Annotated in this window: 16 protein-coding genes; 8 read left to right on the plus strand and 8 right to left on the minus strand. The window is 47.9% G+C overall.

Features of this window, described 5'->3' with window-relative positions; all coding sequences use genetic code 11:
• The first annotated feature begins 23 nt into the window (after positions 1 to 23).
• From NWE93_02180 to NWE93_02200, 5 genes are all read left to right on the plus strand, one after another.
• A complete protein-coding gene (locus NWE93_02180) occupies positions 24 to 1,094 on the plus strand; it encodes a site-2 protease family protein (protein MCW3999030.1) in 1,071 nt (356 codons plus the stop codon).
• 127 nt (positions 1,095 to 1,221) lie between these two features.
• On the plus strand, positions 1,222 to 1,803 hold the full coding sequence (locus NWE93_02185) for a hypothetical protein (GenBank protein MCW3999031.1): 582 nt from the start codon (positions 1,222 to 1,224) through the stop codon (positions 1,801 to 1,803).
• Positions 1,804 to 1,878: 75 nt separating this feature from the next.
• Positions 1,879 to 2,412, plus strand: coding sequence for a hypothetical protein (locus tag NWE93_02190; GenBank protein ID MCW3999032.1), 534 nt, complete (start codon positions 1,879 to 1,881; stop codon positions 2,410 to 2,412).
• Positions 2,413 to 2,536: 124 nt separating this feature from the next.
• Complete coding sequence (locus tag NWE93_02195; protein ID MCW3999033.1) at positions 2,537 to 2,779, plus strand: hypothetical protein; 243 nt, start codon at positions 2,537 to 2,539, stop codon at positions 2,777 to 2,779.
• A gap of 118 nt (positions 2,780 to 2,897) precedes the next feature.
• Positions 2,898 to 3,233 carry a hypothetical protein gene (locus NWE93_02200; GenBank protein ID MCW3999034.1) on the plus strand — a complete coding sequence of 112 codons (336 nt, stop codon included), beginning with the start codon at positions 2,898 to 2,900 and terminating at the stop codon, positions 3,231 to 3,233.
• Positions 3,234 to 3,256: 23 nt separating this feature from the next.
• On the opposite strand, the gene NWE93_02205 is transcribed toward NWE93_02200, so the two are convergent.
• A complete protein-coding gene (locus NWE93_02205; protein ID MCW3999035.1) occupies positions 3,257 to 4,171 on the minus strand; it encodes a UbiA family prenyltransferase in 915 nt (304 codons plus the stop codon).
• A 78-nt stretch (positions 4,172 to 4,249) separates the two neighbouring features.
• Here NWE93_02205 and NWE93_02210 point away from each other — a divergent pair, with 78 nt between their 5' ends.
• Both NWE93_02210 and NWE93_02215 read left to right on the plus strand, forming a co-directional pair.
• Complete coding sequence (locus NWE93_02210) at positions 4,250 to 5,164, plus strand: prenyltransferase (GenBank protein ID MCW3999036.1); 915 nt, start codon at positions 4,250 to 4,252, stop codon at positions 5,162 to 5,164.
• Positions 5,165 to 5,306: 142 nt separating this feature from the next.
• A complete protein-coding gene (locus NWE93_02215; protein MCW3999037.1) occupies positions 5,307 to 7,430 on the plus strand; it encodes a PAS domain S-box protein in 2,124 nt (707 codons plus the stop codon).
• Here the strand turns inward: NWE93_02215 and NWE93_02220 are convergent.
• A complete protein-coding gene (locus NWE93_02220) occupies positions 7,427 to 7,786 on the minus strand; it encodes a DUF1801 domain-containing protein (GenBank protein MCW3999038.1) in 360 nt (119 codons plus the stop codon). The two genes, NWE93_02215 and NWE93_02220, sit on opposite strands and share 4 nt — an antisense overlap.
• A 190-nt stretch (positions 7,787 to 7,976) precedes the next feature.
• Here NWE93_02220 and NWE93_02225 point away from each other — a divergent pair, with 190 nt between their 5' ends.
• Positions 7,977 to 8,105, plus strand: a complete 129-nt coding sequence (locus NWE93_02225; GenBank protein ID MCW3999039.1) for a hypothetical protein — start codon at positions 7,977 to 7,979, stop codon at positions 8,103 to 8,105.
• A gap of 7 nt (positions 8,106 to 8,112) precedes the next feature.
• Here the strand turns inward: NWE93_02225 and NWE93_02230 are convergent, their stop codons facing one another.
• The 6 genes from NWE93_02230 to NWE93_02255 form a co-directional block, all read right to left on the minus strand.
• Positions 8,113 to 8,460, minus strand: a complete 348-nt coding sequence (locus NWE93_02230; GenBank protein ID MCW3999040.1) for a hypothetical protein — start codon at positions 8,458 to 8,460, stop codon at positions 8,113 to 8,115.
• A 127-nt stretch (positions 8,461 to 8,587) separates the two neighbouring features.
• A complete protein-coding gene (locus NWE93_02235) occupies positions 8,588 to 9,013 on the minus strand; it encodes a type II toxin-antitoxin system VapC family toxin (protein MCW3999041.1) in 426 nt (141 codons plus the stop codon).
• Positions 9,010 to 9,255 (minus strand): MraZ N-terminal domain containing protein, encoded by a 246-nt coding sequence (locus tag NWE93_02240; GenBank protein ID MCW3999042.1) that lies wholly within the window; start codon positions 9,253 to 9,255, stop codon positions 9,010 to 9,012. The genes NWE93_02235 and NWE93_02240 overlap by 4 nt, the downstream gene beginning before the upstream one ends.
• Before the next feature lie 176 nt (positions 9,256 to 9,431).
• Complete coding sequence (locus NWE93_02245) at positions 9,432 to 10,217, minus strand: ABC transporter ATP-binding protein (GenBank protein ID MCW3999043.1); 786 nt, start codon at positions 10,215 to 10,217, stop codon at positions 9,432 to 9,434.
• A 3-nt stretch (positions 10,218 to 10,220) separates the two neighbouring features.
• Positions 10,221 to 11,282, minus strand: coding sequence for an iron chelate uptake ABC transporter family permease subunit (locus tag NWE93_02250; GenBank protein ID MCW3999044.1), 1,062 nt, complete (start codon positions 11,280 to 11,282; stop codon positions 10,221 to 10,223).
• On the minus strand, positions 11,272 to 12,609 hold the full coding sequence (locus NWE93_02255) for a coproporphyrinogen III oxidase family protein (protein MCW3999045.1): 1,338 nt from the start codon (positions 12,607 to 12,609) through the stop codon (positions 11,272 to 11,274). Before NWE93_02255 ends, NWE93_02250 begins: the two co-directional genes overlap by 11 nt.

Genomic DNA, 12,609 nt, shown 5'->3' on the forward strand with positions numbered 1-12,609 from the left:
AGCACACTAAGAAGTGTAGATGTATGAGGTATTCTTTCAAGATAGGGTCAGCATGGGGAATACCCATCGAGCTGCACTTCACCTTCCTGCTTCTCATAGTGGCGGTGCTGGCTCTCTCCATCTACAGCCTCAGCTTCTACACCTTCTTCATCGTGCTGTTCCTCTTCATATTCGTGTTTTTCCATGAACTAGCCCACTCAATCGTCGCCCGCCGCTACGGCATCAAAGTCCGCAAAATCGTCCTCTACCCCATCGGCGGCGTCTCGGAAATCGAGGAGATCCCCGATAATCCCTCGCAGGAATGGCGTATGGCAATAGCTGGGCCCCTGACTAGCCTGCTTCTCGGCTTAGCCCTGCTGACGGCTGCCCTGATTTTATCGCCTCAGCTTCTTCCCTACGTCGTCACTTTAAGGGTCACCGGCAGCTTCCTCTTTGACCTCGCCATCCTAAACGTGCTCTTGGGGCTATTCAACCTGATTCCAGCGTTCCCCATGGATGGCGGCAGGGTTTTCCGCGCGTTGCTGGCGGGGCGCATGAAGTACTCTGATGCTACCCGCTGGGCCGTCAACTTGGGCAGGGTGCTGGGAATCGCCATGGTTGTTGTCGGCTTCATCTTTCCCGATTACTTCCTGTTAATCATCGTTGGCTTATTCGTCTACATCGGCGCCAGCGAGGAAGGCGAACAAACCATCATATCCACCAAGCTGGCAGGCATCCGAGTGAAAGATGTTATGCAATCCGAAGTAGGCTACGTCTACCCCGAGCAAAGCATAGCTGAAGCCTTAGAAGTCATGTTTAAAAACCGCTACCACGACGTCCCCGTCATGAAAGACGGCGTCTTCATTGGCCTCGTCACATGGACCGAGCTTATGAAGGTGCAGACTCAGCAGCGGGAAAGCCTAAAAGTGGCGCAGATGCCGCTGATGAAAATCCATGTTTACCTTGACGACTCGATTCTGGAAGCCAACAAAATCATCATCCGCGAAAAAATCGACCTTATACCCGTCGTGGAGAGGGAGAACCCTGAGAAAGTGGTGGGTGCCCTGACAAGCGAAGCCATCGCCAACGCCTACGAGCAAGCCCGAAACCGCTAGGGCTTAGGCGCTTTAGCTGGAGTGCGTCACTTCTGCAATAGACAAACCCTCTTATCCGAAAAAGCCGCATCTCTATTCGTTCACGCGTTTAAGGTAACTAGTGATTATTCATCGAGGGACTGAGAAATTGGGAACTGAAATACGCACCTTCACATCCATCAAGGACATCGCCGAGTTCGTAGCGGGCCAAACCGTACAGTACAAGGCACTCTACGAGGATTACAGCCAATGGTTAGGCACCGTGCTAAGAGACTTCGAAAGCAAACATAAAGCAGAAGAATGGTTCCAGAAATCAGCTGCGCTCCAGAAAACCCTTAAAGCCCAAGCTAAAAAGCCCCCTGAACCCGACAAATCCAAAAAAGGCGGCAAGGGCGCTAAGGGAAAGCAGGAGGAGACCCCGTGGATTCAGACCGGTGATGTTTCGATTTCCTTCACCGAGCAGGGGGAAACCGAGATTCTTTTTGAAGCCATCGAGAAGATTCGAATCAAAATCTCCGAGTTCGACAAATTCAAGCTTACCGTCGCGCAGCTTACTCGGCTGGGTCTGGGTCAAACCGTCAACTACATCGTTTATCTCGAAGAGGATATTCCTAAGAAAATCGTGCTGAAACAGAAAGCCGACGCTAAGGGAGATGGTTCATTCAAGTTTAACACGGAGCTTTCGGTGCCTGCGTACTTCATGAGCCCCGAGACTCCGCTTCCACCGTAAACCGCCGTGGTCACATGATGGTTAGCTGTGGGGGATGCAATACAAAAGTTAAATATGAAATAACACTAAACACACATGATTAGAGAGGGATTAGCCGTCAACCCGCAGTATTCTGTTTCAGGAGTCAGCGTTTCGATAAGCCTAAACAGCCTGCAGGCTGAACGCAGCGGCATAATCGTTGCAGCCGACGACCTTTTCTTTGATGTGAACGCTAAAATTGAGGAGCAGAAAAAAGAAGCCAACCAGGTCACCTTGAGTTTTCAGCTGGCAATCTCCACTAAACCCAACGTCGTCAAATACGCCACGTCGGGAACCGTTGTTTTAGCAGGTAAAAGCGACGACATCAAAAAGAAGCTGGAGGTTAACCCTAAAACAAAGATACCCCAGATTCTCTTCACCATCTACCAGCATGTGTTCAGCTCCATCTACATGCTTTCCTCCAATCTAGGCACGCCCTATCCGCCGCCTGACCTGCTTCATCCGATGGCTGAGAAAATCCAGATACTGGCCAGCACCGCCGCCTCGGAGCAGGAGAAAGACCCGGCTGCACCTGAGGCCGCCCCCGCTCAGCCTGCATCTGGGCAGGGAACCGCTGAAAAGAAGGCTTAGGCAGTAGCGCATCGATAGGTTTTTTTGGGGACATGTGTCCAAGCCCGTAACGTTTCCTCCGCTGGAACTAACCACTTATACATTCCCGGCTATATGATGTCTCGAGAAAGAAGGAGGAATTTTTTTGCAATCAAGTGTAGCCGCGCTACTTTTAGTAACTTCAGCAGTTGTATTGTCATGTGTTACGGTCACCTACTCGGTGGAGTTGATGCAGCAGTCAATATCCGCTGACACCGCCCAGATGGATCTGTTAAACACCCTTCAGGATAGCCTCCTGAATCAAACCTCAATCATAAACGGCACCGTCCCCGGCTTACCCAGTGAACCCGCGCCAACGCCGCTGCCCGATGAGTTGCCTGATCAGTAACCTTCCCCTTTAATCGAGCGTCTGCTCTCTTGCGTTTTTAGGATTGTATACTGGTAATCTATTTTTTGGCTTCATAACCCCTAATAAGCATTTAAGCATCAATTCTGAGTGAAGATTCATGTCCCTGAGTGCCCCTGAGGTTTCACCAGAAATTTCACGCTTCGACGCGGAGAATGCGACCGCTTTGACAGCGGACTTCCTCAAGCGCCTAGGCTACAAGGGAACATGGCTGCCGATGAAGGTCTCACTAGACGGCGAAGTCTACGTGGTGGAGATGTCGATGCAGCGGAAAATGGCGAAGGTGCAGATTAACTCCTCCACCAAAGAGATCCGCGAGTACGAGTTTGAGGAAGAAGAGAAATCAGGCGGCGGAGTGCCGAAGGGCAAACTGGTGTTTTTGGTGGCGGCTATCTCGGTAGGTATCCTATTAACTAAGCTGATGGGCGTCTTTTAGGTATCCCTGGGCTCTGGGCCTCCTTAGAAGGGCAAGGGCAGGGCGAAGCTTGCAATTATGGTTATAGCGTAGATCAGCATGGAAAGATGCAGCATCGGCAACGCTTTAAGAGCAGACGCAGCGTCCTTGCCCCTTAAAACCAAAATGTTAGCCACCGTAAGCAAACCGAAACTTATTGCAAACCCGCCGACTGCAAGATAACTGCCCAAAAAGTAGAGGAAAACCACCGCGAAGGCAAAGTGGACCACGGTGAAGCCTAAAACCCAGTAGGCAGTCGCGTTCATGCCGTAGAGGGTAGGCGGCGTATTCATGCCTTTGGCTTTATCGTTGGCTACGTCGACGAGGTCGTTAACTCCCAGATGAGCCAGCGCCAGCGGATAGAAGAAGAGGAACAGCGCCAGCGCATAGACGTCGGGGGTGCCTACGACCAGGTAGCCTGCGACGAGGAAAAGCGCAAAATCCACGCGTCCAAGCAGCTGCGCAAAGGGGAACTGCTCGTTTCGCTTCTTTACCTGATAGAAAACCTCCAGTCCATAACAAGCTGCCATCAGGGCAAACACGTAGAGGCTATGCGGATAGGGCAAGGTGACTATGACGGCTATGGTGGCGGCGACGAGCACAAAGAAGAGCAACGCGGCGTTGCGGGGCGAAATCAATCCTTGAGCCAGCGGGCGCTCGCCGAAGGGACGCCAATACTTAGTTAACCGCTTATCCTCAGGCAACTCTTTCTTGTCAAGGTTAGCGTCTACGATGTCGTTGAGGACCAGCCCGGCTTCGAAGCCTAAGAAGGCAATCAGAACCGCCTGCAGAATCAGCGTCCAGCTAAAACCGCCATTAAAGGTGAAGCCCACAAAGAGCCCCGCTGAGAAGAGCACTGGCCAAACGAAAAAGAAGTGGAGCCGCAGCAAATCCACGTAAGCCCTGATTTTTTCGCTCATACTTCCACGCTTGTTTTATTTCGGCCATTTAAATAAATAAGCTTATGCGCCATAGAATAGCGATGAGAAGATAATTGTATGAGCCAAAATGCAGCTTTAAACCTGCTTAGGGTTATTCGGCTACATATCGTGGCGGGCGGAGCTTTAGCCTTCACGTTAGGGGCGCTTTTGGGGCTTGCAGGCGGAGGAAGCTTCAACCCCTATGTGGCGGTGCTCTTCTACTTGATGGTGCTTCTGGGGGATTTATCGACGCATTACAGCAACGACTACTTCGACGTCGAACAGGACAGAGCGGTCGAATCAAAAAAGTTTTTCATGGGAAAACGAATCCTCGTCAAACATCCCAGCCTGCTGCGTCAAGCACGCCAAATAGCCCTGGTTCTGCTTGCCGCCTCAATCCTGCTGGCTGCCCTCGCCTACGCCTTTAAAGTAGCCTCCGCGGAGCTGCTGCTTATCGTGGTTGCCGCGAATTTGTTGGGCTGGTTTTACTCTGCCACGCCGCTTAGGCTGGTCTGCAGGGGGTTAGGTGAAGCCGCGATTGCCCTAGCGGCGGGGTTTGCCATACCCGCCACCGGTTACCTTGCGACGCGGGGACAACTGGATGGGCTGTTCTGGCTCTTTGCGCTGCCCTTTGTGCTCTACGGATTCATGCTTGCCCTAAGCCTTGAAGCCCCCGATATAGAGGTTGACCGAAAAAACCATAGACGCAGCCTAGGCGCCCGAAGAGGCATACGCGTGGTTTACCTTGCGGTTTTAGCTGCTGCCGCCGGCGCGTTTCTGTGGCTGCTCTTCTGCGGCTACCTGCTGGGGGACGTGCAGCTTTGGTTTTGGGTGGCTGCGGCTCTTGCAGCTGTGCCCTTGGCCGCGGCGGCTATGGGATATTATGTTGGAATTAAAGCCAACAAACCAGATGCCTTTAGCGCAGTGTGCATCTTTTCGCTGTTCATCTTCAATGCATTGATGGTTGCTTATTTTGCCCTGGTTAGCTTGTAAACCCGGCGGCTTCTGGTGCAAAAATATGGATTGAAAGATAATACAGTTTAAAACGAATTTGCACCTGATTCAACACGGGTATGGCATATCCAAAACGGTGGGTCATGGGCATAACTGGAATTGCATCGAGGGGGGCACTTACGTGTCAATAATTGTTTTTTCGTTAATTTCGTTACTCTCAGCCATAATAAGTTTAGGCCTCGCCTTCTTTGTCCTCCACCTAAACCTCAGCAACCGCTTAAACCGTATCTTCTTCATGACGGCTCTGCTTGGATTTCTCTACTCCTTTACAACTGTGATAATGTGGATGTCACCCGACGCCTACACAGCGCTTGTATGGCATAAACTGGGGACTTTATGGCCGTTTTTTATTGCACTTGTGCTCCACTTCGCTTTGGTGTTCACGGGCAGCGGATGGCTCAAAAACAAGAGCCGCTACCTCATCCTCTACGGTCCCGCCGCCGCTTTCTTCTTAGTTGACCTATTCACCACATACATTAACACGGCTCCAACGCTGGAATACTGGGGATTCAACGACCAAGCCGGTGGAACATGGGTTTGCGGAGTATCGACGGTTTGGTCTGCTGGGTTGCCGCTTTTGGCGTTTGCCCTCTGCTTTAGGTATTATCGCAATGCCAAAGAGTACACGCAGCGGCAGCGGGGCAAATTTGTGACTATAGGCTTAAGCATCCCCATTATAGCGTTCATCGTCACTAACATGTTGGCGCGCCTTTTAGACATCGGCGTACCCAACCTTGGGGTATTCTCAACTTTATTTTTCAGCATATTCGTCGGTTATGCAGTGGCAAAATACGACCTTTTCACCATTGACGCAGCCCTAGCTGCAGAAAACCTCTTCGCCACGATCCCTGACCCGCTTATCCTGTCAGATATGAATACGAACATGATAAAGGTAAACGAGAGGCTGACTGAGTTTTCAGGGTACAATAAAGATGAGTTAATCGGTGAACCAATCAGCAAGCTCTGCGGTGAAAACCAAGAGCAATGCAATCGACTATTGGATTCCCTAGAAATGGAAAGGATTATCCGAAACCGGGAGATGCAGATCCGAACCAAACAGGGGGCAAGACGCCATGCACTTGTTTCGGGATCTATGGTGGAAAACAAAAAGGGGCGGCCTCTGGGGTTAACTTTTGTTATCCACGATATAACCGAACGCAAGATTGCTGAGGAGGAGTTGGCAACCACAAAAAGCTACCTTGAAACCATACTTAATTCTATGCTCTCTGCCATCGTCATAATAGACGCTGAAAGCCACATGGTTATCGATCTAAACAATGCTGCTCTTAGGATGCTGGGGACCCAGCGGGAAGAGGCAGTTGGCAAGGTCTGCCACAATTTCCTCTGCCCCACCGAAAAAGGAAGATGCCCCATCACAGACCTCGGCTTAACCATGGAGAGCCAAGAGAGAACCCTCACGAGAGCGAACGGAGAAAAAATTCAGATCCTGAAAAACGTGGTTAAACTTGATTCCCCCATAGGCTTGTTGCTTATCGAGAACTTCATCGACATAACTGAACGCAAAAAAATTGAGCAGCAACTGGTTAAAGCTCAGCGTTTGGCTTCGATTGGCGAGTTGGCGGGGCAGCTTGGGCATGACCTGCGTAACCCGCTTGCAGGCATAAAAAACGGGGTTTACTATGTCAAGAAAAAGGGGAATTCCATCTCGGCTGAGCAACGGGAAGAAATTTTGAAGATAATTGAGGTAGCTGTTGAGGATTCAAACCGCATAGTAACCAGCCTGATTGATTACTCAAGTGAACTGCATCTTTCCTTAGGCGAGACTACTCCCTGCTATATTGTAGCTAAGGCGCTGGCTAAGCTTGAAGTCCCACAGCGCATAACCATCCAAAACCAAGCAGCCGACGACACCGCCCTTCGGGTTGATGAGGCAAAAATCGAGGATACGGTGGCCCGAATCATACAGAACGCCATCCACGCTATCCCCGAGGAGGGAACCATCCGGATTTTGAGCCGACAAGAGGGCGCAAGCATCAAATTATCCTTCACCGATTCAGGCATAGGCATCCCCCAGAATGTAATACCTAAACTTTTCACGCCTCTGTTCACCACCAAAGCCAAGGGGATGGGGATGAGTTTAGCAATCTGCAAGCGGGTGGTGGAGGCGCATGGCGGCGCAATCACGGTTGAGAGCACCCTGGGAAAAGGCACCACAGTAGTGGTTTCTCTGCCGCACAAGCAGCAACTCCAGACTGAATTGGCGGCGGCTTTAATTGCAGTTTAAATATTCACTTTGAGGTTCTGCTTGACGCGGAACCGCACGATTTCCCCTATCAGCTCCAGCGGCAGCGGCTCAGAGAGGGGGAAGCGGATGGCTCCTTTGCTGGTTTTGTATGCCTGCAGCTTCTCTTTGAAGGCTTCTACGCCCTCTGGGGTGGGGAAAAAGCCGATGTGACTCTTGAAGGCGGCGAAGTAGACGAGGATGCCGTTTTGGCGGTAAGCGGGCATCTGGTAGCTGATGGTTTCCTCCGCTTCGGGTGCGGCCTTTCGGATGGTCTGGCGTATCTGCCGCAGGGGAACTTGTGTTTTCTCTGGAAAGAAAGCGATGTATTCATCGACTGTCTGGATTTGAGTTTTCATCTGAACTTCCTATTTCATAAGATAGTCGAGGTCATGTTTATGTTCTCCTCTACGATGCCTTCAGGGCCTGGCTTAGGCTAAAATCCGCGATACCTGCAGAAACTTGCGCTTCACTGCCTCTTTGTGGGCGGCGAGGGTATGTAACAATCACTTATACCCCGCCGAGGCGCTATAAACTGCGGAGAATGCTATGGTCGAAGTCATAGTTGAATGGTTTTCGAGCTTCCAAAACGTGCTGGGCCTAGTTTTAATCGCCGGTTCCATAGCGATACTGCTGGCGACGCTGCAGCTGTCCAGCAAAAACTTTGAAACTTACTGAGGGCCTCTTAGAGCCCCCAGGTTTGGGTAAGGGACTTTGTAGGCTGCTCCTTTTTGCTTTTCTCCTTCTTCTTCTCGTGGCTTTTGAAGCGGTTAATCTTCACGGTTGATGCTTCAATCGAAACATAGTGGGTGAGGTTTAAGTCGCGGTGGTAAATGTACTTCTTGACGGCGTGATGAAGCTCCGAAAGAGACGCCTCCTCAGTTTGCGCCACAATGAGTTTGCCTTTTTCTTGGTGGACCTCGGTTTTTAGGCGGGTTTGTAGAAATTTAGATAGATTATCTGCTTCTTCTTTTAGGTCTCCTGGGTCGACTTGGAGTTTCTCTTGGGGTTGTTCTTTATGTTTAAACAGCAAAGGGTTACCCCCATACAGCTTAGACGCTTATGATATTAAAGTCTTAAGCAAAAAAGCCCTCGCAGGCAGGTTTGGTGGGGCTTCCCGGATTTGAATGCGGTCAATTCCATGGCCGACAAACCTTAGCTTATACCACTGGTAATCTTTTTATTCCCTCTATCTTGCTAAAGTGATCGTCAAAGGAGTAAACTTCCGCAATACCGTTTTGGCGCATCACATCCAAGGCTAACGCGTCGTTGGGGTCAAAACTGTAATCCTCACTTAACTCGACAGCAGCAAAATAGCCGTCGCGTGTTACATCCACGATTTTGACGTTGTCAAGCATGAAGAGTCCCAGAATTACCCGTGTCAAAGAGTCTTTGGGCATACCATGTTTTAGGATGTTTACAACTTCGGACAGTTGAACGACGGTGGTTGTGATTTCTTCTTTGCCCTCAGAGACAGAGCGAATTATGTTTTGGGCCTGTTCTTTCATGGCTTGTTCTTTTTGGCTAAGCGGCTTTTTGGCCTTATAGTAGGCGTAGACAAAGATGTTGGCGTCTAGGAACCTCATGGGTGTCTGCCAGCGTTTTTCTTTTCAAACTCTGTCCAGTTGCCAATGGAATCGACGCCTAAGTCTGCTTTGTCGAAGAACTCGGTTAAGTTAACTTTGCGTTTGGGAATCAGTTTTAGGCAGCCTTTTCGTTTTACAACGTAGACTTCTTTGGTTTCGTTAACTTCGGATTCGCGCCAGTCAGCGGGTAGGATGATTCGGCCTTGTTGATCCAGTTTTTTGACTTCAACACCAGATTCCAATGTTTTCACCATAATATCGATGGATTAACCATAATTAAAATATTCCGACAATCAACAAGGTTTTCAATGTTACATGCAGACCAAGCCTATGCGAAAGTGGTGGGGCTTCCCGGATTTGAACCGGGGTCTACATGTTAAACCTCAATCGTTAGGCAGACGCTGCATAGTGCTGTCACTCAGTGTGTGGTCGATGAAAGAAGAATAATATTATGATAGTTTGCAGACTTGTTATATTCGATTTCTGTTTTTACTTTAAAAACCTGTAAAATATTCTCAGGCGTCAAGACCTCTTTTGGGGTGCCTGCCGCATAGATTTTGCCACAGTGCAATAGAAGCAATTTATCGCAATATCTTGAAGCGAAATTAAGTTCATGCGTAACCAACACGGTGATCAGTTTTTTTTCGCGGGTCAACTTTTGAATCAACGACAGCAGGTCCAATTGATGATTGACATCTAAGTGCAATGTAGGTTCATCAAGAAGAAGAATTTGCGGTTCTTGAGTAAGTGCACGCGCGATGATTACACGTTGCATCTCGCCCCCGCTTAATTCAGTCACTGGTCTTTCTGATAAGTGCTCTATGCCCATCTGCTGCATTGCTTCTTCTACCGCTTTCAAATCCGTCGAGGTTTCTCCGCCTAACCTTTCAATGTATGGGGTTCGCCCCATCAGTATAGTTTCAAATACACTAAATGGGTAGAGCGAGTTTTCTTTCTGGGGCACAAGACCAATCTGCTTTGCAATTTCTCGCCTATCACTTAAGAAAAGATTCGCTTCATTGAGAAGAATTGATCCCTTTTTTGGTTTAAGCAAAAGATCGATGCATTTGAGCAACGTGCTTTTTCCTGAACCGTTAGGTCCAAGTATCCCAAACAAGTTGCCTTCTGTTACGTCGAACGTCACATCTTGGAGGATTTCGCTACTTTCATAAGTGAAAGCCACATTTTTTACGCTTAGCTTCAATTTTTAAGCCACCTTTCTGTCTTTTTGAAGTATTATTGAGACGAAGAAGGGTGCGCCCACAAGGCCCATTATTACTCCTACGGGCACTTCTACAGGGTAGGTTATTGTTCGGGCTAATGTATCTGCTAACACAATCAGAATTGCGCCGCATAACCCTGATGCAGGCAACAAAACCCTATTGTCAGGTCCAACTAGTCTGCGTGTAATATGTGGTCCTACTAAACCTACAAACCCTATACAGCCACTTACAGAAACCGCTGCAGCGGTAATTAACGAAGCGGTGAACAGCAGTATTTTGGTTACATTTGAAACGTTTATGCCTAAACTCAGCGCCTGTTCTTCCCCGCTTAGAAAAACGTTGAGATCAAAACTAAAAATCATTGCCACAACGAATCCTATGGCAACCATTGGCAAGATTGTATAAAAGTCGGTCCATGTTGCAGACCATAACCCGCCAATTGTCCAAAAAACTATTGCGCGCAACTGTTCATCTGCTATATACATCAGCAAGGAGACAAGGGATGCAAAAAACAGGTTAATCGCCATGCCCACAAGCAGTACCGTGTTGATGCTCAATTTTCCTTTTTTCCGAGAAATCACGTAAACCAGAAGAGTAGTTAGTAACGCAAAAAGAAAAGCCATAATAGTTAACGTAAAAGTTCCAAACACAACAATGTTCAATACAATTGCCATTGCAGCGCCAAAAGATGCGCCAGACGATATCCCCAAAAAGTAGGGTCCCGCTATTGGATTTCTGAATAAACCCTGAAGGATGCAGCCTGCAGCAGCTAACGCAAAACCGACCGCTACACCCAGCAGTATCCTGGGCAACCGGACAGTTAGAATTATGGCTTCTTGAGTTGGTGTCCAATTCGGCTCTATTAAGTTTGAGATACCGGGAATTTTGCTCAAAACGATTTTTGCGGCGCTATCGATGGACACATCAGCAATTCCTATACCGATTGTCCCGATTATCACCACGAACAAAATTATGCATAAAAGGATTATTGTTGCTGATTGCTTATGACGTGTATTCAGATATTTCTGTCTACCATTAAGAGTCATTGTTAAACCTCAGTAAGCTATGTTTCCATTTTTCTGAACAGAACTCAACGCATACATTTTGTCCCCATTCCGAGCCAAGATCAGTTAACTCTATTGTATCGTTGTTAACAGCAATCAATTTCTTGTTCAGTAATCGGTTGAAAACTTTAGGTAATGCCTGTTCCGGAGAAACACCGAATCTCTGTTGAAAATCCCTTTTATCGATCTTCTGTAAGGCAAACCCTCTAGATAGGTACCTCCGTATCTCTTCTTGCGGAGACAACTCCACTACTTCAGTAATGGGACGTTTGTTTCCCTTTATCATTTCCATGTAAGTGTGGGTTTCACCCGTATTGCGGTAAACCAAGTTGCCTAGATTTCCATTGCTCGAAACCCCCAAAGCAAGACAATCCATAGGGCTTACTCGCAGTTGCTCGTAGATGCATTTAGCTGTGGGTCGGGTAAACTTGGCAATTATTGATTCTTGAATGTATCCTGCTTTGGTTAGTAATTCGACGGCCTTTTGATACATTGCCACCTCCATCGCAGGTTTGCCCACACTTAGGTTACCGGATTGAATTTGCGTTTGTAGGCGAGTATGAGGTTCAATGTGAAGTGCAAAGAAGCTGATGCTTTCAATTTCTAAATCTATAGCTGTTTGAACATCTTCCCCAAAGTCCTCAACTGTTTGACCGGGTAGATTATACATTAAATCTATGTCGATGTTCGTGAAACCGATTTGATGGGCAGAGTTTATCCTTGAAATAACTTGTTTTTTTGTATCGGTTAGATTTAGCAGGCGCCGAATTGAATCGTTGAATGTTTGAACACCAAAACTAATTCTGTTAACTCCGGCATTTTTGGTAGAATTAAGCTTTTTTTCATCATAATTATGCGTGCATCCTTCAAGGGTTATTTCTGCGTTTGGTAAAAGATCGAAAATGCCCTTTGAGTGGATCACTAAATTGCATAATTGCTTTTCATTCAGAACTGTCGGTGTACCTCCCCCAATGTAAAGTGCACCAAATTTGGTTGAACAAATATAGGGAGACTTCGCGTATTCAGTTAACTCGTTTGTTAATGCTGTCAGGTAAGCTTCAATATGTTTGTCAAGTTTGAAAATTTTTGGGATAGCGCAAAATGAACAGAAAGAATCACAAAAGGGTATGTGAATGTATATTGCAGATGGGTTTTCTGGAAATTGGTTTTTGGTTTCAAGTAGTTTGTCAATGCAAGAGGTTTTTTTTGTTTGTTGAATAGGTGAGGAAGTGAATGGTTCTAGGGGATATAAAGGAAAAAATGCGCCTTTAATTCGGCGCTTGTAGGGCAGTTTAGGGTTAGCCTGCAA

The sequence above is a fragment of the Candidatus Bathyarchaeota archaeon genome (assembly GCA_026014735.1).
Classification (GTDB): Archaea; Thermoproteota; Bathyarchaeia; order Bathyarchaeales; family Bathycorpusculaceae; genus Bathycorpusculum.

Coding starts and splice junctions, on each gene's coding strand:
- NWE93_02180 (MCW3999030.1), top strand. CDS start 24: ATGAGGTATTCTTTCAAGATAGGGTCAGCATGGGGAATACCCATCGAG.
- NWE93_02190 (MCW3999032.1), top strand. CDS start 1,879: ATGATTAGAGAGGGATTAGCCGTCAACCCGCAGTATTCTGTTTCAGGA.
- NWE93_02200 (MCW3999034.1), top strand. CDS start 2,898: ATGTCCCTGAGTGCCCCTGAGGTTTCACCAGAAATTTCACGCTTCGAC.
- NWE93_02205 (MCW3999035.1), bottom strand. CDS start 4,171: ATGAGCGAAAAAATCAGGGCTTACGTGGATTTGCTGCGGCTCCACTTC.
- NWE93_02210 (MCW3999036.1), top strand. CDS start 4,250: ATGAGCCAAAATGCAGCTTTAAACCTGCTTAGGGTTATTCGGCTACAT.
- NWE93_02220 (MCW3999038.1), bottom strand. CDS start 7,786: ATGAAAACTCAAATCCAGACAGTCGATGAATACATCGCTTTCTTTCCA.
- NWE93_02225 (MCW3999039.1), top strand. CDS start 7,977: ATGGTCGAAGTCATAGTTGAATGGTTTTCGAGCTTCCAAAACGTGCTG.
- NWE93_02235 (MCW3999041.1), bottom strand. CDS start 9,013: ATGAGGTTCCTAGACGCCAACATCTTTGTCTACGCCTACTATAAGGCC.
- NWE93_02250 (MCW3999044.1), bottom strand. CDS start 11,282: ATGACTCTTAATGGTAGACAGAAATATCTGAATACACGTCATAAGCAA.